Here is a 23811-nt window from a genome sequence, read left to right on the forward strand (position 1 = left end):
GACGGATCGCGCTACGAACGAGCAAATGAGTGCCACCATCGCCGCTTCGTCTCGCCGCCGCTTCCGTTGGGCCGGCTTCGCCATCCGGATATTGGGCGGCTTTGTCGCGCTCTCATTGCTGTTGGTACTGCTCTATCGCTTCGTACCGCCCCCTGTGACGTTGACGATGCTGGCCGATCCGAATGGCATCACCAAAGATTGGGTAAGCCTGGACGATATTGATCCGAACATGGCACGCGCGGCCATTGCGGGCGAAGACAGCCGCTTTTGCAGTCATCATGGTTTCGACGCGGTCGCGATCGCGCAAGCCCTCCGTCACAATGTCAGTGGCGGACGGATTCGCGGCGGATCGACTATCAGCCAACAGACCGCGAAGAACGTGTTCCTGTTTCAGGGTGGCGGCTTCATCCGAAAGGGGTTTGAAGCCTGGTTTACTATCTTGATCGAGGCGATCTGGGGCAAGCGGCGGATCATGGAGGTGTATCTGAATGTCGCGGAGACGGGGATTGGAACCTATGGCGTGCAGGCCGGTGCCATCCGCTATTTCCATCATGGCGCGGGCAAGCTGACGCGCGCGGAAGCGGCGCGTCTTGCTGCCGTGCTGCCATTGCCCAAGAAAAGGGGCGCGATTGCGCCGCAAGGCTTTACCCGGCGATATGGCAACAGCATCACAAGCCGGATCGGGGTGGTGCAGCGGGATGGTTTGGATAGTTGCGTGCGGTGAATGAGGGCGTCGTGCTTGGGTGGAAAGCAGGCGTTCCGCATAGAAACGTCAGTTCGGCGGAAGTGGGTGTCATGCCTGTCGCGCATCCTCCTAACTTCCAGCTTGCGCTCGCATTATGTAATGATTGGCGGCTAATTGATTCAAGCCGCGCCAGAAATCCGATGGTCGCTGCCTCGCATTTGGCGTGCTGATCAAATGGAACGTTGGGGGTGTGGGGTTGAATGAAGCGGGTTCGAATTTCGCGCAATGAGTCATACCAGTCGATACCGATCACCATGTTTCGTGCTGATGAGGGCGGCGCACGAACCGCTGAAGCTCACGGCACTGGCTTTATCTGGGAGAGCAGTGGAGTTTGGTATCTAATAACGAATGTGCACAATCTCACAGGCTGGAACTACACGGCGAACTGTGCCCTTTCGGATATGGCGTTCACGCCGACAAACATCGACTTCAATCTTGGGGTTTGGGCGCTCGATCCCCAAGGCGCGCGAAGGTGGTATCGACGAGGATGGAGCCTGCCACTTTCTTCTGACAATGGACCCAATTGGCTGGTGCATCCCATACACCGTGAATTGGTCGATGTAGCTGCGCTTCAGCTGTGTGCCGTACCGGACGATGAAGCATTGCGAGTTCTCTCGATCGACGGGTTCGCGACTACACCGATAAATCTTCATCGTTGGGATCGCTTTGATGTCTCGGCAGGCGATGATGCCTTCGTTCTGGGCTTTCCCTTCAACATGTCTGGCGGTCACTTTCCTATCTGGAAGAGGGCATCGATAGCAACCGAACCCGACATCGATCTAGAAGGATTGCCGAAGCTGTTGCTCGATACTGCTACACGGAAGGGGATGTCTGGTTCGCCAGTGCTTCACGTCCGGAGGGGTTTAACAAATCCCTCGGGTGCGTTTGGAGACGATTCTATAATCGGCGAGGCCACAGGTTTTCTTGGCATATATTCGGGTAGAATCGGTGAAGATCCGTTAGGCGTTCAACTTGGGATCGTTTGGAAGGCGCAGGTAATCGATGAGGTAATTGCAGGAGGCGTGAAGGGCAAATGGCATTGGGAGCAATCATGATAGCCGAAACAGAGCCCCTGCTAATCCAATAGGTCTAATGCCCATTCTAGCGACGTCAGCTTCTGGTCATAGCCGACAGTCCATTCAGCGAATAACCGAAACGGCTAGAGGGCGTCCTGTTTCCCGACCCACCAAAAAGCCCCGCTGGAGCGATCCAGCGGGGCTTTTGAACGCCTAGGAGAACGCCGCGATCAGGCGGCGTCTTCGGCGCGTTTGTCCTTTTCGCTGAAGACCCGGATAGGTTCCTTGGTTCCAGCCACGACATCCTTGTCGACGACGACTTCGCCCACGCCTTCCATCGACGGCAGATCGAACATCGTATCGAGCAGGATCGATTCCAGGATCGACCGCAAACCGCGCGCGCCAGTCTTCCGCTCAATCGCCTTCTTGGCGATCGCCGTAAGGGCGTCATCAGTGAAGCTCAGTTCGACATTTTCCATGTCGAACAGCTTGCCATATTGCTTCACCAGCGCATTCTTCGGTTCGACCAGAATCTTGACCAATGCGGTCACGTCCAGATCCTCCAGTGTCGCGATCACCGGCAGACGGCCGACGAACTCGGGAATCAGGCCGAACTTCAGCAGATCTTCCGGCTCAGACTGACGCAGCAGTTCCCCGGTCTTGCGCTCTTCGGGTGCCGCGACATGGGCGCCGAAGCCGATCGACTTGGCTTCCAGACGGTCGCCAATGATCCGCTCCAGCCCGGCAAAGGCGCCCCCGCAGATGAACAGGATGTTGGTCGTATCGACCTGAAGGAATTCCTGCTGCGGATGCTTGCGTCCGCCCTGCGGGGGAACCGAAGCCGTAGTGCCTTCCATCAGCTTCAGCAGCGCCTGCTGCACGCCCTCGCCCGATACGTCGCGGGTGATCGAGGGGTTTTCAGCCTTGCGGCTAATCTTGTCGATTTCGTCGATATAGACGATGCCGCGCTGGGCTTTTTCGACATTATAGTCCGACGCCTGCAACAGCTTGAGGATGATGTTTTCCACATCCTCACCAACATAGCCCGCCTCGGTCAGGGTCGTGGCGTCGGCCATGGTGAAGGGCACGTCGAACGTCTTGGCCAGCGTTTGTGCCAGCAGCGTCTTGCCGCAGCCGGTGGGGCCGACGAGCAGAATGTTCGATTTGGCGAGTTCGACCTCACCCGGCTTCGTGCCGTGGTTCAAGCGCTTGTAATGGTTGTGGACGGCGACCGACAGGACACGCTTCGCCCGGTTCTGGCCGATCACATAATCGTCCAGCACATCGCAGATTTCCTGCGGGGTCGGCACGCCGCCATCCTTCTTGCCGACGAGACCACCCTTGGTCTCCTCACGGATGATATCGTTGCACAGTTCCACGCACTCGTCGCAGATGAAGACGGTCGGCCCCGCGATCAGCTTACGCACCTCATGCTGCGACTTGCCGCAGAAGGAGCAGTAAAGCGTGCTTTTGGAATCGGAGCCTGTAAGCTTAGTCATTCGCCAATCTTTCCTCCCTGCCCCAAGCGAAAAGCCGCGACGGCGAGGGATATTCTGGTCCTAGGATCATCCTAGACCGCGTCACGCCGATTTCACAAGGGGAGAAAACGGCGCGCGCGATTAAGATCCATGTTAGCTGTCAGTCGTTTCGGGTGCGGCTGGACGGCGATCAAATACCTCGTCCACCAGCCCGAACGCCTTCGCCTCATCGGCCTCAAGGAAGGTATCGCGGTCCATCGCGCGCTCAACCTCGTCCAGCGACTTGCCGGTGTATTGCACATACAGGTCATTGAGACGGCGGCGAATCCGGAGGATTTCCTTCGCCTGGATTTCGATGTCCGAAGCCATACCCTGGGCGCCGCCGGACGGCTGATGCACCATGATCCGTGCGTTGGAAAGCGCGATGCGCTTGCCCGGCTCACCTGCTGCCAGCAAGAAGCTGCCCATGGATGCCGCCTGACCGATGCAGACGGTGCCGACCTGGGGGCGGATATATTTCATCGTGTCATGGATCGCCATGCCCGCCGTCACCACGCCGCCGGGGGAATTGATGTACATCCAGATGTCCTTCTTCGGATTTTCCGACTCGAGGAACAGGAGCTGAGCGACGATGAGCGAGGCCATATGATCCTCAACCTGACCGGTCACGAAGATGATCCGTTCACGCAGCAGGCGGGAGAAAATGTCAAAACTGCGTTCGCCGCGATTGGATTGTTCGATGACGATAGGAACAAGCGCGGCCATGGGATCAGACATGATATTGGTCATTTTGCTCTTTCAGGGTGATTTTTGCCCGCTCTCTACATCGGCACAAAAGCGGGCAGGTTCAAGGGGTCCTGTGATCGCCGATCGCGAGTTCAGCGGCGCGGTTCGAAATCGGAAGGAGCACGGAATGTCAGATAAGCAAGGCGCCGCACTTCCCGGCGTCCGCGCACTACGGTGTCGAGGATCAGCCCACACATGCCCGATAGCGTGGCGAGTATCATGAGCCCCGTGACGAGGATCGCGGTCGGAAAGCGTGGCACAAGCCCGGTATCGAGATAGGTAAGGATCAACGGCGTGGCCAGAATGATCGCGCCCGCCGCCAGCAACGCGGCGATGATGCCGAAGAAAAGGATCGGCTTCTCGATCCGGTAGAGCGTGAAGATCGTTCGCAGGATACGCCACCCGTCGCGATAGGTGGAGAGCTTGCTGACCGAACCTTCCGGCCGAGCGCCATAGACAGTCATGATTTCGGAAACGGGCATCGCCAGTTCCAGCGCATGAACGCTGATTTCCGTTTCGATTTCGAAACCTGCGGACAGGACAGGAAAGCTTTTGACGAAACGGCGCGAAAAGACGCGATAGCCCGACAATATATCGGTGAAGCTGCGACCAAAGAGCTGCTTGAGCAGGCTGGTGAGCGCCCAGTTTCCGAAGCGATGGCCACGGCGATAGGCTTCTTCCACCTCGCTCTTGCGCGCGCCAACGACCATGTCGAGATTATCTTCCAACATGGCAGCGACGAGACTGGGCGCGGCAGCGGCATCATAGGTCGCATCGCCGTCGGCCATGACGTAGATGTCAGCATCCACATCGGCGAACATGCGGCGCACGACATGGCCCTTGCCCTGCTGCGTCACGCGGCGAACGATCGCGCCAGCTCCAGCGGCGAGTTCAGCGCTGCCGTCGCTGCTGTTATTATCGAAGACGTAGATGTCGGCGGCGGGCAGTGCGCGGCGAAAATCCTGCACCGTCTTCACGATCGCGCCCGCTTCATTATAGCAGGGCAGGATTACGGCAATGCGCGGACCTACCGCCCCCTGCCCGCTTGCCACTGCCGGAAATTCCTTCATCTGCCCCAAACCTCACCCGAACTTATCGCGGCATGACGTGCCGGGATTAACATTTCGTCTGCCATGCCGAGTGCTAAATGAAAAGCGCCCGTCTTCCATCTGGAGACGGACGCTTTTCATGTTTTGGTAGTGGCCCGGCGCACATCAGCGCTCAGCCGGGCAACCCCAATCCTTATTCAGCCTTGGCAGCAGCCTTCTTGGCCGGAGCCTTCTTGGCCTTTGGCTTTTCCTCAGCGGCAGCTTCTTCAGCCACGGCCTCGTCCTTCTTGGCGGCAGCCTTCTTGGCCGGAGCCTTTTTCGCCGGAGCTTCATCGGCCGCAGGCGCGGCTTCGTCAGCGTCCGCAGCCTTCTTCTTGGGAGCAGCCTTCTTCGCCTTGGGCTTTTCGTCATGATCATGATGATCATGGCCGCAACCCGGGCCGTGCACGTGGGGCTTCAGATCGCCATCTTCTGCTTCGATCGCGGCTTCCAACTCTTCGCGGCTGACGGCGCGATCGGTGACTTCGGCCTTGCCGAACAGGAAGTCTACGACCTTGTCTTCATAAAGCGGCGCGCGGAGTTGAGCCGCGGCCATCGGGTCCTGGCGGACATATTGAACGAACCGCTCACGATCCTGTGGGCCGTACTGCTGAGCGGCCTGCATGATCAGGCGGTTCATTTCCTGATCGGAAACCGCCACGCCATTTGCCTGACCGATTTCGGACAGGAGGAGACCAAGGCGAACGCGGCGAACGGCGATCGCGCGATAGTCTTCCTTCTCGGCTTCCATTTCCTTCAGAGCAGCTTCCGGGTCCGCCTCATGGCTGGCTTCGTGCTGAAGCTGCGCCCAGATTTGTTCGAACTCGGCTTCCACCATGCTTGGCGGCACGTCGAAATCATGGGCAGCGGCAAGCTGATCGAGCAGCTTGCGCTTCATGTGCGTCCGGGTGAGGCCATTATGTTCCTGCTCGATCTGGCCCTTCAGCAGCTCCTTGAGCTTGTCGAGACCTTCCAGACCCAGCGACTTGGCGAAATCATCGTCCAGCTTGGGCTTGTCGGCGTTCAGGATCGCCTTGACCGTGATGTCGAAGGTGGCTTCCTTGCCAGCGAGATGGGCCGCGCCATAATCCTCCGGGAAGGGGACGGTGATGGTCTTCTCGTCGCCCTTCTTGACGCCGCTCAGCTGCTCTTCGAAGCCGGGTATGAACTGGCCCGAGCCGATCTTGAGCTTCACATCTTCGGCCGAACCGCCTTCAAAGGCTTCGCCGTCGATCTTGCCGACGAAGTCGATGGTCAGCGTGTCGCCATCCTTCGCCTTGTGCGAAGCGGCATGCTCTTCCAGCGCGCCCTGCTGGGTCGCGATGTGGCCAGCGGCTTCATCAACCTGCGAATCAGAGACTTCGACGGTCAGACGCTCCAGCTTCAGACCTTCGATGCTGGGCGCGGCGATTTCAGGAAGCACTTCCAGCGCGACCTTCACCTCGGCGTCCTTACCGAATTCAAAGCCTTCGTCCAGCTCCACGGAAGGCTGCATCGCCGGACGCAGCTTGTTGTCCGCGATCAGCTTCTGAATGCCTTCCTGAATCGAATTGTTAAGGGCGTCGCGCTGAAGCGATTCACCATGCATTTTCTTGACGAGGTTGGCAGGCACCTTGCCAGGGCGGAAGCCGGGCATACGAACCTGCGGTGCGATCGCCGCCACTTCCTTTTCCACGCGGGCGTCGATGTCCTTCGACGTGATGGTCACGGTGTAGGCGCGCTTCAGGCCCTCGTTCAACGTCTCGACAGTCTGCATCTCTTCTCTCAAACGCTTTCTTCAGCTGAATTCAGGTGGCGCCTGACATGATACAAGCCGGGCGCACTGGTGCGGGCGAAGGGACTCGAACCCCCACATCTTGCGATACCAGAACCTAAATCTGGCGCGTCTACCAGTTTCGCCACGCCCGCATCGGCCGCCGGTCGGCGCGGCATAGAGAAAAGCATCCGGGGAGGCAAGCAATTGTGGATAACTTGCCCGGAACTCACGCAGGGCCTCAGGCGTAACGTTTAAACAAGGAGAGAAACATGGCCACTCAGCCTGATCCGGAACCGATCGGCGTACCCCCGCCTGACACGATTCAGCCGCAGTCACCCCCGGAGTCGCCTCCCCCCTCTACCCCTGATGAAACTCCTGCGGGCGAACCGCCCGAATTCGTGCCGACGCAGCCTGATTTTGACCAGCCGGATCGGTCCATCCCGGAATTGCCGCCGGATTGAGTGTATCAGCAGCGTCTATTCTTGCAGTAGCGAGAAATTTTCTCCCTCTCCTATGCTGGACAGGCCCTTGCAAGCATGATTGAACCACGACGGATAGAAGAAAAGCGGGAGAGGCGCGGCTGACATCAAGGGGGTCATCGTGCATCGGGTTCGCGCCAAATTAGATTGGTTCAAGGCAGTTATATTACCACAGGAGGCCGCACTTCGGGGTCGGCTTCGGAGGATTTTGCCTTCCTTCCTGGAGCTTGACGACATGGTTGCCGAGGTCATGGCCCGTGCCTATGCCACGGACAATTGGAACAATGTGACGACAGGCCGCGCCTATCTGTTCACGATCGCCCGCAATCTGATCATCGACAATGCCCGCCGCGACAAGGTGGTCAGCTTCGAAACGATCGCTGACCTGGAACTGCTGCAAGCCGAAAACAGTGTCGAGGCTCAACTTCATGCTCGCGAGGCCCTGCGGCAGATCGAAGCGATCGTCGAAACGCTTCCGCCGCAATGCCGGAGGGTATTTGTCCTGCGCCGTATCCATGAAAGATCGATGATCGAAATAGCGGCAGAAATGTCCTTGTCCGTTTCTACGGTTGAAAAACATCTGGCCAAAGCCATCGCGAGAGTTATGCGGGCATGGTCGGAACGTCAGGAAACGGATTTCGAACGTGCAAGCGTCGGGGCGAGGGTCAAGCAGCAGGAACGAAATCGAGGCGGAAGCCGCGCGTCTGCTGGTAAAGCTTAACACCGACCCGACTGTCAGGGATGAGGCGAAACTTTCCGCGTGGATCGAAGCGGACCCGCAGCACGCAATAGCTTACGCACGGGCGGAGGCGGCCTGGGAATCCGCTGAAGTGCTGAAGAGCGCGACGCCTGACAACGATTTGCCGACTATCGCGCTCATCGCTAGCGAGCCGCAGCGCCGCTTGTCGCGCAATATCATGATCGCGGCTGGAGTTGCCGTAATCCTGTTTATCATCGCCGCCATCTTCTCGGTCTGTACAGTCGATGACGCCGATCATCAGGAAACGCGAATCGGAGAGCTCCGCTTTCGCTCCGCCTGACGCCGAGGCATCACTTGCGGAATCTAGGCCAGTAATTCCCGTACCAGATCAGGCACGAGATCGCTGGCCAGACCGATGCGAGTTTCCTCGAAATAGAAGCTGCCCGCCGAAGGCTCCAGATTCAACTCTAACGTCCGGGCGCCTGCATACCGCGCCGTCTGGACAAAACCTGCGGCCGGATAGACCGCGCCGGAGGTGCCGATCGACACGAATAGGTCAGCCCGGCGCAGCGCTGCGTCGATCACCTCCATCTGGTACGGCATTTCACCGAAGAACACGATGTCCGGACGCAGGCTGGCACTGCGGCACGCTCCGCACGGCGCGCCCGGAGGCAAGGGATCAGACCAGGGCACCCCCTTGCCACAAGCGGCACAGAGGGCCGATCGAAGTTCGCCGTGCATGTGTATCAGGCGGCGGGCACCTGCCCTTTCGTGAAGATCATCGACATTCTGCGTGACGATGAGCAGCTCGCCTCGCCATTGCGCGTCCAAGGCTGCCAAAGCCTGATGCGCCGCATTGGGCTCCACTTCATGCAGCTTCGCGCGCCGTTCGTCATAGAAGCGATGCACCAGTGCCGCATTGTGCTCAAGCGCCTCTGGCGTGCAGACATCCTCCACATGATGACCTTCCCACAAGCCATCAGGCCCCCGAAATGTCGCAAGGCCGCTTTCGGCAGAGATTCCCGCGCCCGTCAGAATGACGATGTTGAAGATGTCGTCCATCTTGTCATCATGTCTGCTGCTCAATCCAAAAGCTACAGCTTCCAGATGACAAGTCGGGGTCATTCTGGCATCGGACGGGCGGATTTCCGGGGACAAGCACCATCATGACGAAGATCGGACTTTTTGGAGCAGCGGGCCGCATGGGACGCACGATCGCCCAGGTCGCGATCGAAGCAGGGCTGAACGTCAGTGGCGGTACCGATCGCGAAGGCAGTGGAGAGCTTCTGCCGGGACTTGCGATCACATCCGATCCGCTGGCGCTGGCCGAACGGAGTGATGTGCTGATCGACTTTTCGGTTCCGGCTGCTCTTTCCTCCCATCTGGATGCGTGCGTCGCGGCGAGGAAGCCGGTCCTCATCGGCACCACCGGGCTGGAGCAGGTGCATCACAATCTGATCGATGAGGCGGCCCGGATGATCCCCGTGCTCCAGACGGGCAACACCTCCCTCGGCGTAAACCTGTTATCGGCATTGGTCGAACAGGCTGCCGCCCGCCTCGGGGATGATTGGGACATCGAAATCGTCGAGATGCATCATCGGCACAAGGTTGATGCGCCGTCGGGTACCGCGCTTCTGCTGGGTGAGGCGGCGGCACGTGGCCGAGCCATCGAGCTTTCCAGCAACAGCGAACGGGGCCGCGACGGCATTACCGGGGCGCGGGCTCAGGGTGCGATCGGGTTCGCGGCACTGCGGGGCGGGTCGGTTGCGGGCGATCATCAGGTGATCTTCGCCGCCGATGGCGAGCGCATTGAACTCAGCCATCGCGCGGAGAGCCGCGTCATATTCGCACGCGGCGCCGTAAAGGGTGCGGCCTGGCTGATCGGCCAGCCTGCCGGGCGCTATGACATGAAGGCAGTGCTCGGCCTTTGATCCTGCGATGAACAAGGCGCAGATCTTCGACTTCTTCAGCCGTCTCGCGGAAGCCAATCCGGCGCCGCGAACGGAACTGGAATATGGCAACGACTATCAGCTTCTGGTCGCGGTCGTTCTGTCCGCTCAGGCAACCGACGTCGGCGTCAACAAGGCCACGCGCGCGCTTTTCATGCAGGTGAAAACGCCCGCCGAGATGGTGGAGCTTGGCGAAGAGGGCTTGAAGGAGCACATCAAGACGATCGGCCTTTTCAATGCCAAGGCGAAGAATGTCATCGCCCTGTCCGAAATATTGGTGCGCGATTTTGGCGGCGAAGTCCCGCAGGATCGTGACATACTCACGACGTTGCCGGGGGTTGGCAGGAAAACGGCGAATGTGGTGATGAACACGGCCTTCGGTCATGAGACGTTCGCTGTCGATACCCATATCTTCCGCGTGGGCAACCGTACTGGCCTCGCGCCCGGCAAGACGCCGCTTGCGGTTGAACAGAAACTGGAGAAGCGGGTACCCGGCCCGTTTCGCCGGGATGCGCACCACTGGCTTATCCTTCATGGCCGCTATGTGTGTAAGGCGCGGCGGCCGGAATGCTGGCGTTGCATCGTCGCCGACCTCTGCCGCTACAAGCCGAAGACCCCTGCTCCCAAAGGAGCCACGCCGATCACCTGAGCGCCCGCCATTATCATGCGGTTCAGTCAAGCTGTGCTAGGGCAAAGACGGAACGCGTCATTCGATGACGTGTTACCCGTGACGACAATAAGGAGAGACAATCATGTTCGTCCCTGTTTCCCCGGCGCTTCGCCTGGGTGTCGCCGTGGCGCTCATGTCCCTGGTTGCCCCGGCAACGGCCAAGACGCGGCCCGACAATCTGGTTGCAGCTGGCAAGCCCGTTGATTGCGTCCAGATAAATTCGATCCGCCAGACCGATGTGCGCGATGATCAGACGATCGATTTCATTCTCAACGGCAATAAGGTGTACCGGAACACGCTGCCGAACAGTTGCCCAAGCCTGGGTTTGGAAAAGCGCTTCATGTACAAGACGAGCCTGTCGCAGCTCTGCTCCGTCGATATCATCACGGTTCTGTACAGTTCGCCCGATCTGATGCGCGGTGCCAGTTGCGGGCTTGGCAAGTTCCAGCCCATGAAGAAGGTCAAATAGTCGGCGCGTCGCGATTTTGGTGCTGGCGTCGGCAGTTGCCCTTTGCTAAGCGGCGCTTCGCACCAAGCGACACGCACCCATAGCTCAGCTGGATAGAGCGTTGCCCTCCGAAGGCAAAGGCCAGTGGTTCGAATCCACTTGGGTGCACCATTCTCTTCCGGTTCGCAGCACAGCCTCCTCATGATCCAGCAGGTATCGCTTGGCCTCCAGCCCCCCAGCAAAGCCGGTCAGCGCCCCCGCCGATCCGATCACCCTGTGGCAAGGCGCAATGATGGAGAGCGGATTGCGGCCGTTAGCGGCACCGACCGCGCGGGAGGCTGAGGGACGGCCGATATCCGCTGCCACCTGACCATAGGTGCGCACTTGCCCGAACGGAATGCGAAGCAGGGCCGCCCAGACCTTCTTCTGAAAATCCGTTCCCTGAAAATCGAGCGGAAGGTCGAAGCGGGTGAGTTTGCCTGAAAAATAGGCGCGCAATTGCTTCGACGTTTCCTGGAGCAGTGGGTGATCCGGGGTCTTCGCCTCAGGTCTGGCCCGTACTCGCAGGGGATCGTCATTTTCCCATAACAGGGCAGCCAAACCCCCGCCGCTGGCGACCATGGTGAGATCGCCAACCGGCGACCGGAATATATCAAAGGCGAATGTCACGACCTATCCTTCCAACTTCGGAAAGACTGAAGAATAACTTGCCCTCTTCACGTTGGCTTCCTGCCGCTTGCCTTCAAAAGACCGCCGTGCCGTCAGCGAGCGTCCACGCCCTCTGGCAGCACCACAGCTGACCAGCTCTTCCCCGGAACCAGATATTTGGCGGCAAGGGCCTGAAGCTGAACGGGCGTTACCGAGAGCATGTCCTGAGCCATGGTCTGCATGGCCTGCACATATTGGGGGTTCTGGGTCGCGCCCTCCATCTGGTTCATCCAGAAGGCATTGCCGGTGCTCGCCCGCATCAATAGCTGGCGCATCGGCGCGACAGCGCGCTGAAGCTCATCCTCGCTGACCGGATTTTTGGCGAGGTCAGCCGCCGTATCCTTAACGACGCCGTAGAAATAATTGATGCGGTCGGGACGCACCTGGCTGGTCACCAGAATGTAGCCGCCGCTTTCGTATGAAAATGGCCAGTTATTCTGCACGCTGGGCGAATAGGCGGCCCCTTCCATCGATCGGAGGCGATCGAACAGGCGGTCATTGAAGATTTGCGTGAGGATTTCGAGCTGGCGCGCTTCCTTCATGAGTCCGAAACCCCCGGAGGTTGGCCAGGCCATGACCGCCGCGGCTTGCTCCTTGTCGCCCTTGTGCCGTAGGATGACCGGCGTCGCGACATGGGCGGGGAAGCGCATCAGCTTGTTTGCGTTGGGCACCGGGACATCCGGCCGTGCGGGCATGGCTCCGAAAGTGGCTGCCACCGCCTCTATCGCCTCTTCGGGCTTCACCTGCCCAAAAATCTGCACTTCAATCGGTCCAGAAGCCAGCAGCGGCTCCCAGGTGGAGCGAAACGCCTGCGGGGTCAGCGCCTCTATCTCATTTCGTGAAGGGGTGCGAAACCGGACGTCCTTGTCATGCAGCAGCCAGTTGAGATCACGCGCCAGCACCGAATCCGGCGCCCGTGCCATCGCGTCATAGGCAACGGCGGTGCCTGTCTTCACCCGCGCGATCGGCGCGGGGTCCCAGCCAGGCGCGGCCAATTTGGTCGCGAAGAGTTGCAACTGATCCCGGTAATCAGCCGGGCGAGTAACGGCCTGCATTTCGAAGGCATCATCGTCGATTGAGAAATCCATTCCCATGCGGCGACCGTTCGTCAGGTCATCCAGCTCACGCTGACCCAGCTTGCCGATGCCACTAGCCACCAAAGCATAATTGGCGGCCCAGCCCGGTGCTGCCTTCGTAGGCGAAAATGCCAGCTGCCCGTGGCCGAAGCGGACGTTGATCCGCACCTTTTCCGTTTCAGCATTATTGGCGAACAGGGTGAGCTTCACACCATTGGCGAAGGTCACGCTCTCCATGCCAGGCAAACCGACCTGTGTGCGCGACACCACTTTGCCGGGAGGACCGAGCTTGGGAAGGTCCGCCATCGTGATCGCCTTGTCCGCCAACCGGGCGTTGGTGGCAGCCTTCACCGGCGCGGCAAGGGCAGCGGACAGGCGGGCGTCGATCCCCGGCACCGGCTTGCCCGTAATCAGAAGGGCTCGGAACACACCGGCAGAAAACAGGCGGCGCGTGGAGTCCAGTATCTTCTGCGGCGTCATGGCCGGCTTGCCGGATCGGAATATCTCCAGCGCAGCTTGAGGGCTGACGGTAGTTTCGCGGATATCGACGGCGCTCACCAGATCGCTCGCCTGCTTGGCGCCCGCTTCCGTGTCGGCATTCTCGACCTGAATGGCGAGCGCCGTGTCGATCTGAGCATATTCCCGGTCAATTTCGAGCTGGCTCGGGGCGGTCGCCTTCGCGTCCTCGATGATCGCGCGGACATCGCCCAAGGCCTTTTCCCAATTCTCGCCGGTGGGGACCAGGGTGACGAAGGTCCCATCGGCCGATCGGCTGACATCCTGCTGATCGACGCTTGCCTGAATGAAGCTGCCGCCGCTGCGGGCCGCTTGTTCGAGGCGGCGGCTGATGATTTGCAGCGCCAGCATGTCCGTCAGCTTGTCCTGATTATAGACGATGGTGTCGGCATGCGGCTTCCATGGACGGAGCCAGGCCATGGTCAGGCCCGTTGGCGCGCCCGGCTCGACCGCGACGCTGGTCGCCGGTGCTTTGGCATCCGGCTCACCGAAATCCGGGAGCGCAGCCCCCTGCCCCGGCACCGACCATGATGCGAAATTATCCTTGATGATCTGCTCGGCTACAGCGGGATCGATGTCGCCCGCTATCGAGATCACTGCATTTTCCGGGCGATACCAGCGCTGATGAAAGGCTTCCATCCGCGCGGCAGTGGCAGCATTGAGGCTGGCGACCGTGCCAATGGGACTGCGCTCCGCCAGAAGCTGACCAGCGAAGAAGTGGCGGCGGCTTGCGTCGGAGATGCGCATCTGTGGCCCGTCCCCTTCCCGCCGTTCGGCCAGAACTACCGCCCGCTCCGCTTCAACGGCACTGTCCACGATGTTGGGGTCGACCATCATGCCCGCGAGAATTTTCATGCTCTCGCCAAGGCTGGCCGGTGTCGCCTGAGGAAGGTCGAGCGCATAGGTGGTGCCGGTGGGCGTCGTCTGGGCGTTGCTGTCGCTGCCGAAGGTTACGCCCAGCCGCTGCCATATTCGTTTGGACTCGCCATCGGGCACATGGCGTGATCCGCGAAAGGTCAGATGCTCCATGAAGTGCGCATAGCCCTGTTCATCGGGCTGCTCCATCAGGGCGCCGACATCCATGCGCAAGCGGACGGAAACCTGTCCCGGCGGAACGCCATTGCGGCGAACGGCATAGCGAAGGCCATTGGGCAAGGTGCCGAAGTGCCATGCCGGATCGATAGGCACGTCGCTATTTTCATAGAGCCACGGCCTGACCTGCGCCTGCGTATCATTGGTAGCCGACGCCGACTTTGCCGGGGCCGGGCCAGTTCTGGCTGACAGGGAAGCAGGAATGCCCGAAAGCAGTAACGCAATGACGGACAGCGAAACGGCAGGACGCCGGAGGAAAAAGCTCATGGCGCCGTAGCCTAGAGCCAAAATTCTGAATGGCTACTGACAAAGAGCAGCCATGTTTCACGAAGAAGGGCAGGATGGCACCACCTGGCACCATCCCGCCTGAAAATTTAACGGCCGCTGGTTTTTTGCACAGCACCCTTGTGCGCGCCTACTCCGCTCCGGTTGCGACGGAAGTTCTTCTTCGCGGGCTTTGCCTCTCCATCGGGGCGGTGAGCCCGTTCGGCCGTGCCGCGCTGTTGCTTCTGCTGGTCCTGATAGCGGCGCTGGCCATCGGCCCGGCGCGTCTTCTGTTCCGGCGTTTGCTCGCGGCCTTTACGCTGAGGCGCCGCCTTCGGGAGGTTGCGGACGGCTTCTACGAAATTGTCAGGCAAGGGCACGATCTCGAGCTTCACCTTTGCGGTGCGCTCGATCGCCTTGAGATAGGGCCGTTCATCATCAGCCACGAAGCTGATCGCAATACCTTCCGCGCCTGCCCGCGCGGTGCGGCCGATGCGATGGACATATTGTTCAGGCACATTGGGAAGCTCGAAATTGATGACGTGGCTGACGCCCGACACATCAATGCCGCGCGCAGCGATGTCGGTGGCGACGAGCAGCTTTACATGGCCGTGACGGAATGCCTGGAGCGCCGTGGTGCGTTGCCCCTGGCTCTTATTGCCATGGATCGCGACGGCCTGGATGCCCGCGCCTTCCAGGAAGCGGACAACGCGGTCGGCGCCGTGCTTGGTGCGGGTGAAGATCAGCGCGCGGTCGATCGGCTCGTTGCGAACCGTGAGAGTGAGGAGCGCCTGCTTTTCCGCCTGATTGACGAAGGTCGCCTGCTGCCGGACGCGCTCTGCCGTGGTGGACTGCGGTGCGACGCTGACCTTTACCGGATTGTTCAGGAATTGCGCGGCGAGCGCTTCGATCTCGCCGGGCATGGTGGCCGAGAAGAAAAGGTTCTGCCGTTCCTTGGGGAGCAGCTTGGCGATGCGCTTCAAGGGGTGGATGAAGCCCATGTCCATCATCTGGTCGGCTTCGTCGAGGACGAAGATTTCCGTGTCCTTGATGGTGAAGGCGCGCTGGTCGATCAGGTCGAGGAGACGGCCCGGCGTGGCGACGACGATGTCGACACCCCGGCCGAGTGCGCGGATCTGACGGTTGATGGGGACGCCGCCGAAGACGACTTCGACCGACAGCTTGAGGAAGCGGCCATAGTCGCGGAAGCTCTGGGCGATCTGTGCCGCGAGTTCGCGGGTGGGCGACAGAACCAGCATCCGGCAGCCCTGAAGCGGCGTCGGCTTGGGATTGCGGGCGAAGTGGTCGAGGCTGGGCAGCGCGAAGGCAGCGGTCTTGCCAGTGCCGGTCTGGGCGATGCCGCACAGGTCCTTGCCCTGAAGCAGGACGGGAATGGCCTGCGTCTGGATGGGGGTGGGGTTGGCGTAATTCTTGGCGGCGAGCGCCTTCAGGATGGGCTCGGCGAGACCAAGGTCGGTGAATTGCATGAATGAACTCTCGAATTAAAAAGGCTCAGACGCCCATAGGTTGCGAATCGCAACTGGACGCAAAGCGGGTTGCGAAACGACCCGCGTGAATAGGGAAGCCTCAAAAGCTTGGCGCAGACTTTCATTGGCCGGCCCCGTCACCCCTCAAGGGTCGGGACGATCACGCTGCCAATCGCTGATGGGCCATGAAGGCCGCCCGCTGCGTTGCGCCGCATATGCTTTCATTCATGCAAAAAAGCAAGGGCTTCGCCGAAACGAAGCCCTTGGGAAGAATTCAGAGCGACACTTCCACATGTTTGCCGCGCATCTCATCACGCACGTCACCGCCGAACAATTGTTTGAAGACGCCGCCCAGCGACATGTCCGCGCGCCAGATTTCCGCATGGCCAAGATCAAAGCGGAGCATGAGCAGATTGGGGTCCTGCCGCCCGCCGGGATACCAGGCCGCGACTTCATGGGTCCAATAGCGGTCGATCACCGCCGGGTCGGTTTCCTCCACAAGGGTGCCGTCGATGCAGGCGAACAGATAATGGCCCTTCCCCGCAAACTGCGCCATGGCGGGACCGCCCTTCGCCAGACGATTGTCCCGGGTGGTGTAGAACCAGAAGCAATGATTGGCACCGGGGTCGAGTTGCGCCGTCATCGGCAGGCTATGGTCGTGCGATCCCTGCAAACCGATCATCAGAAAAGGGCTCTGCGACAATTCGGTCCAGAAACGGTGGCGGATATCGGATTCGGTGCTCATCCTTCTGTCTCCTGCTCATGCTGATAGGAGTTTAATCGCCAGCATCTGGCGAAGTTCCCCAAAAGCCCGTCTGGACGCTTGATCTTGAGCAAGCTTCTCTCCACATAGCGGCCATGCTGATCGAGACCGAACCAACGCCAAATCCGGCAACCGTCAAGTTCATCCCCGGCCGGGTCGTCATGGGCATGGGCACGCGGGATTTCGCGACGCCTGAGGAAGCGGAAGCCTCTCCGCTCGCGAATGCCCTTTTTGGCCTTGGCGACGTCACCGGCGTGTTTTTCGGCGGCGACTTCATTTCCGTCACCATCGCGCCGGGCGCGCAGTGGAGCGATGTGAAGCCCGACATCCTGTCGATCCTGCTGGAGCATTTTTCGGCGAACATGCCGCTGTTCACCCCCGGATCGGCGGGCGAAATCTTCATCCCCGAAGAGGAAGAGCAGTTCACCGATGATCCAGCCGACGCGGAGATCGTCGCGCAGATCCGCGACCTTATCGACACGCGCGTTCGGCCCGCCGTCGCCAATGATGGCGGTGACATTGTCTATCGCGGCTTTGATCGCGGGACGGTCTATCTGCGGATGCAGGGCGCCTGTTCCGGTTGCCCGTCCTCAAGCGCCACGTTGAAGAACGGGATCGAGCAACTGCTCAAACATTATGTCCCGGAAGTCACGGAAGTGCGCGCCGTCTGAAATAGCGGCGGCGACGTTTGGCAAAACGATCGCGATCGACTAACCGCTTGCCACAGGCCGCCTGCTCCCACGCCGGTTTTCACAGGGGATTTTCTTGCGCACTCTCGTCATCGACACCGCTACGCAGGCGCTGTCCGTGGCGCTGCTGCAAGACGGCAGGGCAATCGGCCATTTCCATGAGATAGTCGGCCGGGGCCATGCCGAAGCGCTGGTGCCCGCGATAGCCGCCCTGCCCGACGGCGGCCGGGCGAACGCGATTGCGGTCGACCTTGGCCCCGGAAGCTTCACTGGCGTGCGCATCGGCATAGCGGCGGCAAGGGCGCTTGCCCTCGCATGGTCGCTGCCCTTACAGGGTTATTGCGCGCTGTCGCTGATCGCGGCCAAGGCGGCCCAAGGTCAGGATCAGCATCAAAATGGCGGGCCGATCGCGGTCACCATTACGGGGGGGCATGGCGAACTGTTCTGGCAATGTTTTGAAGCCGATGGCCTGACCGCCGTCACCCAGCCCGCGTCCACGCCGATCGCGACGCTCGCCACGATGCTGGAGCAGCCGGTGATATATGGCACGGGCGCCGAAGCATTGGTGACCGCGCGTGGCCATGGAACGGCCGTCAGCCTTTATCCCAATTCCGCCGATTATCCGTTGATCGCGGCGCTGCCATCGCTTCCGCCCTCCCCCATTTACTGCCGCGATGCCGACGCGCAGCCCATGAGGCAGCCTGCCCCGCAGCAGGGCCGTTCATGACCCCCGGCCTGACGCTGGACATATATGAGGATGGCGAGCGCAACGCGCTGGCCGACGCGATGGATGTCATGGCGGAGGCATTCGACCCCGCTTATGGCGAGGCATGGACGCTGCCACAGCTGTCCGGCGTCATGATGATGCCGGGCACCTGGCTGACGATCGCGCGGGTGGATGCGGCGGCGATGGGTTTCGCGCTGGTCCGGTCGGTGCTGGACGAATGCGAACTGCTGCTGCTGGCCGTCCATCCAGCGTGGCGCGGACGGGGCATTGGCCGGGAACTGTTGGTCGATAGTTTGAAGACGGCGCGACGGCGAGGCATCAAGTCGATGAATCTCGAAGTCCGTTCGTCAAATACAGCGATCAAACTATATGAAAAAGCAGGGTTCGAATATGTGCATAGGCGTCCCGGTTACTACCGGGGTGCCGACGGACAACTTCACGATGCCCTGAGTTTTCGTATAGAAATGCTGGGATAGACTGGATCGCCCTTGCTAATCGGCGTATCCGGGTATAACGCCGACATACCGCTCCTGAAACGAATTCACCTGGGCGGGTCGCACTCAATTCAGCATTCGCGGGATAAAAGAAATGGAAATCGAATCAGCCCAGAGCGAGCTGCTCATTACTTTGACTTCGGACATTGTTGCAGCACATGTTTCAAACAACAGTGTCGCCGTGTCTGACGTTTCGACGCTCATCCAGAACGTTCACGCCGCCCTTTCTGGTCTGACCAAGCCCGTTGCCGTCCCGGAAGTGAAGCCGGAACCAGCGGTGTCGGTGCGTTCTTCGATCAAGCCCGACTATATTATCTGCCTGGAAGACGGCAAGAAGTTGAAGATGCTGAAGCGCCACCTGATGACCCATTATCAGATGACGCCGGACGATTATCGCGCAAAGTGGGGCCTTCCCGCCGACTATCCGATGGTCGCACCCAACTATGCCGAACAGCGTCGTTCGCTGGCGAAGAAGATCGGCCTTGGGACAAAGCGCCGCCGCACCCGCGCGAAATAAGCAGCAACTGCGGCCGATCCGCGATGAGAGGGGCGCATTTGCCATGCGCCCCTTTTATAATGGCAGTTATGCCGCTAGATTTCCGCTGATTATCCGACACACCTGAATGAGCGAGCCCGCATGAACCGCAAGATCGATGTAGAAGCCCTTTGTCATGAGAAGGGCCTGCGCATCACCGAACAGCGCCGTGTGATCGCTCAGGTGCTGAGTGACGCGGTGGACCATCCCGATGTGGAGGAACTGCACAAGCGGTCGTCCGCCATCGATCCGGGCATTTCGATCGCGACCGTGTACCGCACGGTTCGCCTGTTCGAAGAAGCGGGCATTTTGGAGCGGCACGACTTTGGCGATGGACGCGCCCGTTATGAGGCGGCGCCCGAAGCGCATCACGACCATCTGATCGATGTCGAAACCGGCAATGTCATTGAGTTCGTCGATCCGGAACTGGAGCAGTTGCAGAAGCAGATCGCCGAGAAACTAGGCTTCCGCCTGGTCGACCATCGCATGGAATTGTACGGCGTATCGTTGGACCGCAAGAACTGACAACCTTGCGGCGGCTGCGCTTTCTCTATCGGCTGAGCGCTCTGGCGGCATGCCTGCTGCTTTGCCTGATCCCGCATCTGTTATGGCGGGCATTTGGTGCCCGATCCCCCTGGCCTCCCCGCTTTCTGGGAATGGCGGCGAGGGCCGTCGGCGCGCGGGTGCGGGTAGAGGGGCATCCATTTCACGGCGACAGCTTCATCATCGCCAATCATGTCAGCTGGGTCGATATATTGGCGCTGGGCGGTGCAACCGGCGCCGCCTTCGTCGCGCATGACGGGATTGCGGGCTGGCCGATCGTCGGGTGGCTGGCTGCGCAGAATAATACGCTGTTCGTCGCGCGGAACCGGCGGGGCGCGCTGGGCGGACAGATCGAAGCGTTGCGCGCGGCGCTGGCGGGGCACCAGCCGGTTGCGCTGTTCCCAGAGGGTACGACCAGCGATGGGCAGGGCCTGCTGCCGTTCAAGCCGTCGCTACTGGCGGTTCTGCTGCCGCCACCGCGCGCGGTGATGATCCAGCCGGTGCATATCGACTATGGCGCGGCCACGGCGGAGATTGCGTGGCATAGTGACGAACCGGCGGGGCAGAATGTGCGGCGACTGCTGGAACGGCGCGGCAGGCTGAACGTCACGCTGCGTTTTCTGGAGCCGTTCGATCCGGCGCTTTACCCCGATCGCAAGCAGTTAGCGGCAGTGGCGCAGGAGAAAATCGCGGCGAGCATTGCGATGCACCTGCCGCCTTTCACTCCGGTCGTGGCCCCTGTATAGGTGGACGGCATGAATCGTAACGACGCCCCAAAGACTCCAGCGACATTCCACGTCAAATCCTTCGGCTGCCAGATGAACGTCTATGATGGCGAGCGCATGGCCGAGATGCTGGGCGAACGGGGCATGACCGCAGCGGCCGATGGAGCCGAGGCGGATCTGGTCATCCTCAACACCTGCCACATTCGCGAAAAGGCGGTGGATAAGGTCTATTCGGATATTGGCCGCTTGAACCGCGAGGATGGGACGCGGCCGATGATCGCGGTCGCTGGCTGTGTCGCGCAGGCGGAAGGCGGCGAGATCAGCCGCCGGGCGAAGACTGTTGATATTGTGGTGGGTCCGCAGGCCTATCACCGGCTGCCTGACCTGATCGAGAAGGCCGGGCGTGGCGAGGAAGCGGTGGATACCGACATGCCGCTGGCGTCCAAATTTGCGGCCCTGCCCGGCCGTACGAAGCAGGCTCGGCCGACCGCTTTCCTGACGATCATGGAAGGGTGTGACAAATTCTGCACCTATTGCGTGGTGCCCTATACGCGCGGGGCGGAGATCAGCCGGACTTGGGGCGCGATCTTGGACGAAGCCAAGGCTCTGGTTGATGGCGGCGTGCGGGAAATCACGCTGCTGGGGCAGAATGTGAATGCCTGGGCTGGCGAGGATGACAAGGGCCGCTTGCAGGGCATGGACGGTCTGGTGCGGGAGTTGGCGAAGATCGGCGGGCTGGCGCGTATCCGCTATACGACGAGCCATCCCAATGACATGAGTGATGGGCTGATCGCTGCGCATGGCGACGAGGCGAAGCTGATGCCTTTCCTGCATCTGCCGGTGCAGTCGGGGAACAACCGCATATTGAAGGCGATGAACCGCAGCCATGATGTGGACAGCTATTTGCGGATCATCGAACGGGTGCGGGAGGCGCGGCCGGACATTGCTCTGTCGGGCGACTTCATCGTCGGCTTCCCTGGCGAGACCGACGCGGAGTTCGAGGATACGCTGAAGATCGTCGAGCAGGTGCGTTATGCGCAATGCTATTCGTTCAAATACAGCCCCCGCCCCGGCACGCCTGCGGCGGACATGGACGGGCAGATTGCGGCGGCGGTGATGGACGAGCGGCTGGCGCGGCTACAGGCGGCGATCAACCGGCATCAGGTGGACTTCAACGCCGCGACGGTGGGGCGCACGACCGAAATATTGCTGGAGCGCAAGGGGCGCCATGCCGGGCAGTTGATAGGGAAGACGCCTTGGTTGCAATCTGTCCATGTCACAGCGCCGGAACTTGTCATCGGTGACATGGTCGAAGTGGATATCATCAGTGCCGGTCCGAATAGTCTGGCCGGCGAACTCAGCAGGAGGAAAGCCGCTTGAACCCAAAACCCGTCGTTCCCGCTACTGCAGGAACCCATCTCCGACCCTGTCCACCGGGATCGAAGACCAGGAGATGGATAACCGCCAGCGCGGTTGTGACGGATGGAAAGGGAGGCTGCTGAATGTCCAAGAAACCGAACCAAAATCATCGCGTGGACGTTGCTGAACGGGCGCGGTTGGAAGTGACTTTCGAGAAGCCACATTTGTTGGGCGCGCTGTTCGGGCAATATGACCAGAATTTGGTGGCGATCGAAAACCGGCTGGGCGTCTATATCGCGGCGCGGGGGAATAAGCTTCAGATCGAGGGTGATGCTGAAGCGGCGGCGCGGGCGCGGGACGTGATGACGGGCCTCTACAACCGGATCGTGGCTGGGCAGGAGATTGACAGCGGCGCGGTCGAGGCGGTGATCGCCATGTCGGCCGAACCGATGCTGGACGGCATCATCCGCCATGACGTCGCCGAGCCGCCCAAGGTGATGATCCGCACGCGCAAGAAGACGATCGTGCCGCGTTCGGCGACGCAGGTCACCTATATGGAGGCGCTGACCCGGAACGACATCATCTTCGCGCTGGGTCCGGCAGGCACGGGCAAGACCTACCTCGCCGTCGCGCAGGCGGTGAGCCAGTTGATCACGGGCAGCGTCGACCGGCTGATCCTGTCACGGCCTGCGGTTGAGGCGGGCGAGCGGCTGGGATTCCTGCCCGGGGACATGAAGGAGAAGGTCGATCCCTATCTGCGGCCGATCTACGATGCGCTCTACGACACGCTGCCCGCCGAACAGGTGGAGCGGCGGATCGCGAGCGGGGAGATCGAGATCGCACCGCTGGCCTTCATGCGCGGGCGGACGCTGGCCAACGCCTTCATCGTGCTGGATGAGGCGCAGAACACGACCATCGCGCAGATGAAGATGTTCCTCACCCGCTTTGGCGAAGGGAGCCGGATGGTGATCTGCGGCGATCCGCGTCAGGTCGATCTGCCTCAGCCGGGGATTTCCGGCCTCGCGGACGCGGTCGCGCGGCTGGAGGGAGTGGATGGCATTTCCATAGTACCGTTCGGCATCGGCGATGTCGTGCGCCATCCGGTCGTGGGGCGGATCGTGCAGGCTTATGAGGGGCCGGATGCTTAAGGGCCGAACCTGTTTCTCGACTTCGCTCGAAACGAACGGAGCTTATTTGGATGATTGAAGTTGCGGTCCTTCATGATGAAGGCTGGCCGGGTGAGGATTGGGAGTTGCTGGCGCAGCGGGCGGTCGTAGCGGCGATCACCCACAGCCCCTACGCGGCCTTCGCCTCGGACCAGGCGCTGTATGAGGTCGCGGTCAAGCTGACCAACGATGAGGAGGTTCATCAGCTGAACCGCGCCTATCGCGACAAGGACAAGCCGACCAACGTCCTGTCCTTTCCGATGGTGCAGTCCGACCTGCTGGAAGGGACCGGCAATACCGACGATGGCGAGGTGTTGCTGGGCGATATCGTGCTGGCGGAGGGCGTGTGCGCCACCGAGGCGGCGGAAAAAGGCATAACGGTGGCCGAACATGCAACCCATCTGATCATCCATGGGACTTTCCATTTGCTGGGATATGATCATATGGAGGATGCCGAGGCAGAGGCGATGGAGGCGTTGGAGACGCAGTCGTTGCTGAGCCTTGGCATTTCCGATCCCTATGGGGATCGCCTGACAGGACAATAGGAAGAAC

Annotated in this window: 25 protein-coding genes, 2 tRNA genes and 1 pseudogene; 18 read left to right on the forward strand and 10 right to left on the reverse strand. The window is 60.6% G+C overall.

Going from position 1 to position 23811, the window contains the following annotated elements:
• Window positions 1-25: 25 nt before the first annotated feature.
• Together mtgA and ACZ51H_RS05635 are read left to right on the forward strand one after the other, a co-directional pair.
• Window positions 26-724 (forward strand): monofunctional biosynthetic peptidoglycan transglycosylase, encoded by a 699-nt coding sequence (gene mtgA / locus ACZ51H_RS05630; protein ID WP_464802718.1) that lies wholly within the window; start codon window positions 26-28, stop codon window positions 722-724.
• Window positions 725-945: 221 nt separating this feature from the next.
• On the forward strand, window positions 946-1800 hold the full coding sequence (locus ACZ51H_RS05635) for a trypsin-like peptidase domain-containing protein (RefSeq protein WP_464802719.1): 855 nt from the start codon (window positions 946-948) through the stop codon (window positions 1798-1800).
• Between the two features lie 191 nt (window positions 1801-1991).
• Here ACZ51H_RS05635 and clpX read toward each other — a convergent pair whose 3' ends face one another.
• The 5 genes from clpX to ACZ51H_RS05660 all read right to left on the reverse strand — a co-directional run bounded on the left by clpX (window position 1992) and on the right by ACZ51H_RS05660 (window position 7021).
• Complete coding sequence (gene clpX, locus ACZ51H_RS05640; RefSeq protein ID WP_066523548.1) at window positions 1992-3260, reverse strand: ATP-dependent Clp protease ATP-binding subunit ClpX; 1269 nt, start codon at window positions 3258-3260, stop codon at window positions 1992-1994.
• A 132-nt stretch (window positions 3261-3392) separates the two neighbouring features.
• The gene (gene clpP / locus ACZ51H_RS05645; protein WP_449473060.1) at window positions 3393-4028 is read right to left on the reverse strand and encodes an ATP-dependent Clp endopeptidase proteolytic subunit ClpP; all 636 of its coding nucleotides are present in this window, start codon (window positions 4026-4028) and stop codon (window positions 3393-3395) included.
• 89 nt (window positions 4029-4117) lie between these two features.
• Window positions 4118-5095, reverse strand: a complete 978-nt coding sequence (locus ACZ51H_RS05650) for a glycosyltransferase family 2 protein (protein WP_464802720.1) — start codon at window positions 5093-5095, stop codon at window positions 4118-4120.
• Between the two features lie 172 nt (window positions 5096-5267).
• The gene (tig, locus tag ACZ51H_RS05655; RefSeq protein ID WP_464802721.1) at window positions 5268-6869 is read right to left on the reverse strand and encodes a trigger factor; all 1602 of its coding nucleotides are present in this window, start codon (window positions 6867-6869) and stop codon (window positions 5268-5270) included.
• 67 nt (window positions 6870-6936) lie between these two features.
• A tRNA-Leu gene (locus ACZ51H_RS05660) sits at window positions 6937-7021 on the reverse strand.
• A 117-nt stretch (window positions 7022-7138) separates the two neighbouring features.
• Between ACZ51H_RS05660 and ACZ51H_RS05665 the strand changes: the two genes are divergently transcribed.
• The 3 genes from ACZ51H_RS05665 to ACZ51H_RS05675 all read left to right on the forward strand — a co-directional run bounded on the left by ACZ51H_RS05665 (window position 7139) and on the right by ACZ51H_RS05675 (window position 8388).
• A complete protein-coding gene (locus tag ACZ51H_RS05665) occupies window positions 7139-7330 on the forward strand; it encodes a hypothetical protein (protein ID WP_460985963.1) in 192 nt (63 codons plus the stop codon).
• 139 nt (window positions 7331-7469) lie between these two features.
• Entirely contained in the window at window positions 7470-8069 is a 600-nt protein-coding gene (locus tag ACZ51H_RS05670; protein ID WP_464802722.1) for a sigma-70 family RNA polymerase sigma factor, read from the forward strand.
• Window positions 7993-8388, forward strand: a complete 396-nt coding sequence (locus ACZ51H_RS05675; RefSeq protein ID WP_464802723.1) for a DUF4880 domain-containing protein — start codon at window positions 7993-7995, stop codon at window positions 8386-8388. Before ACZ51H_RS05670 ends, ACZ51H_RS05675 begins: the two co-directional genes overlap by 77 nt.
• A 23-nt stretch (window positions 8389-8411) precedes the next feature.
• Here ACZ51H_RS05675 and ACZ51H_RS05680 read toward each other — a convergent pair whose 3' ends face one another.
• Complete coding sequence (locus ACZ51H_RS05680) at window positions 8412-9110, reverse strand: NAD-dependent deacylase (RefSeq protein WP_464802724.1); 699 nt, start codon at window positions 9108-9110, stop codon at window positions 8412-8414.
• 104 nt (window positions 9111-9214) lie between these two features.
• Here ACZ51H_RS05680 and dapB point away from each other — a divergent pair, with 104 nt between their 5' ends.
• The 4 genes from dapB (at window position 9215) to ACZ51H_RS05700 (ending at window position 11286) form a co-directional block, all read left to right on the forward strand.
• Window positions 9215-9979 carry a 4-hydroxy-tetrahydrodipicolinate reductase gene (gene dapB, locus ACZ51H_RS05685; RefSeq protein WP_464802725.1) on the forward strand — a complete coding sequence of 255 codons (765 nt, stop codon included), beginning with the start codon at window positions 9215-9217 and terminating at the stop codon, window positions 9977-9979.
• A 7-nt stretch (window positions 9980-9986) separates the two neighbouring features.
• Complete coding sequence (gene nth / locus ACZ51H_RS05690) at window positions 9987-10646, forward strand: endonuclease III (RefSeq protein WP_449473072.1); 660 nt, start codon at window positions 9987-9989, stop codon at window positions 10644-10646.
• A gap of 103 nt (window positions 10647-10749) precedes the next feature.
• Window positions 10750-11136 carry a hypothetical protein gene (locus tag ACZ51H_RS05695; RefSeq protein WP_464802726.1) on the forward strand — a complete coding sequence of 129 codons (387 nt, stop codon included), beginning with the start codon at window positions 10750-10752 and terminating at the stop codon, window positions 11134-11136.
• Between the two features lie 73 nt (window positions 11137-11209).
• Window positions 11210-11286, forward strand: a tRNA-Arg gene (locus tag ACZ51H_RS05700).
• A 21-nt stretch (window positions 11287-11307) separates the two neighbouring features.
• Here ACZ51H_RS05700 and ACZ51H_RS05705 read toward each other — a convergent pair.
• From ACZ51H_RS05705 to ACZ51H_RS05720, 4 genes and pseudogenes are all read right to left on the reverse strand, one after another.
• Window positions 11308-11784: pseudogene (locus tag ACZ51H_RS05705) on the reverse strand (methylated-DNA--[protein]-cysteine S-methyltransferase); the annotation flags it as partial.
• A gap of 92 nt (window positions 11785-11876) precedes the next feature.
• Window positions 11877-14774, reverse strand: a complete 2898-nt coding sequence (locus tag ACZ51H_RS05710) for a M16 family metallopeptidase (protein ID WP_464802727.1) — start codon at window positions 14772-14774, stop codon at window positions 11877-11879.
• A 107-nt stretch (window positions 14775-14881) separates the two neighbouring features.
• Complete coding sequence (locus ACZ51H_RS05715) at window positions 14882-16258, reverse strand: DEAD/DEAH box helicase (RefSeq protein ID WP_449473079.1); 1377 nt, start codon at window positions 16256-16258, stop codon at window positions 14882-14884.
• A gap of 274 nt (window positions 16259-16532) precedes the next feature.
• Window positions 16533-17003, reverse strand: a complete 471-nt coding sequence (locus tag ACZ51H_RS05720) for a pyridoxamine 5'-phosphate oxidase family protein (protein WP_464802728.1) — start codon at window positions 17001-17003, stop codon at window positions 16533-16535.
• A gap of 113 nt (window positions 17004-17116) precedes the next feature.
• Here ACZ51H_RS05720 and ACZ51H_RS05725 point away from each other — a divergent pair, with 113 nt between their 5' ends.
• From ACZ51H_RS05725 to ybeY, 9 genes are all read left to right on the forward strand, one after another.
• Window positions 17117-17692, forward strand: a complete 576-nt coding sequence (locus ACZ51H_RS05725; RefSeq protein ID WP_464802729.1) for a NifU family protein — start codon at window positions 17117-17119, stop codon at window positions 17690-17692.
• Between the two features lie 94 nt (window positions 17693-17786).
• The gene (tsaB, locus tag ACZ51H_RS05730) at window positions 17787-18437 is read left to right on the forward strand and encodes a tRNA (adenosine(37)-N6)-threonylcarbamoyltransferase complex dimerization subunit type 1 TsaB (RefSeq protein ID WP_464802730.1); all 651 of its coding nucleotides are present in this window, start codon (window positions 17787-17789) and stop codon (window positions 18435-18437) included.
• A complete protein-coding gene (gene rimI, locus ACZ51H_RS05735) occupies window positions 18434-18913 on the forward strand; it encodes a ribosomal protein S18-alanine N-acetyltransferase (protein WP_449473086.1) in 480 nt (159 codons plus the stop codon). The genes tsaB and rimI overlap by 4 nt, the downstream gene beginning before the upstream one ends.
• Before the next feature lie 112 nt (window positions 18914-19025).
• Window positions 19026-19448 carry a Ros/MucR family transcriptional regulator gene (locus tag ACZ51H_RS05740; RefSeq protein WP_449473088.1) on the forward strand — a complete coding sequence of 141 codons (423 nt, stop codon included), beginning with the start codon at window positions 19026-19028 and terminating at the stop codon, window positions 19446-19448.
• Window positions 19449-19568: 120 nt separating this feature from the next.
• On the forward strand, window positions 19569-19991 hold the full coding sequence (locus ACZ51H_RS05745) for a Fur family transcriptional regulator (protein ID WP_196225926.1): 423 nt from the start codon (window positions 19569-19571) through the stop codon (window positions 19989-19991).
• A 5-nt stretch (window positions 19992-19996) separates the two neighbouring features.
• Window positions 19997-20755: a lysophospholipid acyltransferase family protein gene (locus ACZ51H_RS05750; protein WP_464802731.1), complete on the forward strand. Its 759-nt coding sequence runs from the start codon at window positions 19997-19999 to the stop codon at window positions 20753-20755.
• Between the two features lie 9 nt (window positions 20756-20764).
• Window positions 20765-22114: a tRNA (N6-isopentenyl adenosine(37)-C2)-methylthiotransferase MiaB gene (gene miaB / locus ACZ51H_RS05755; RefSeq protein WP_464802732.1), complete on the forward strand. Its 1350-nt coding sequence runs from the start codon at window positions 20765-20767 to the stop codon at window positions 22112-22114.
• Between the two features lie 122 nt (window positions 22115-22236).
• Window positions 22237-23241 carry a PhoH family protein gene (locus ACZ51H_RS05760; protein ID WP_464802733.1) on the forward strand — a complete coding sequence of 335 codons (1005 nt, stop codon included), beginning with the start codon at window positions 22237-22239 and terminating at the stop codon, window positions 23239-23241.
• A gap of 50 nt (window positions 23242-23291) precedes the next feature.
• A complete protein-coding gene (ybeY, locus tag ACZ51H_RS05765) occupies window positions 23292-23804 on the forward strand; it encodes an rRNA maturation RNase YbeY (RefSeq protein ID WP_464802734.1) in 513 nt (170 codons plus the stop codon).
• The last annotated feature ends 7 nt before the right edge of the window (window positions 23805-23811 follow it).

The sequence above is a fragment of the Sphingobium sp. TomMM15 genome, assembly GCF_055397045.1.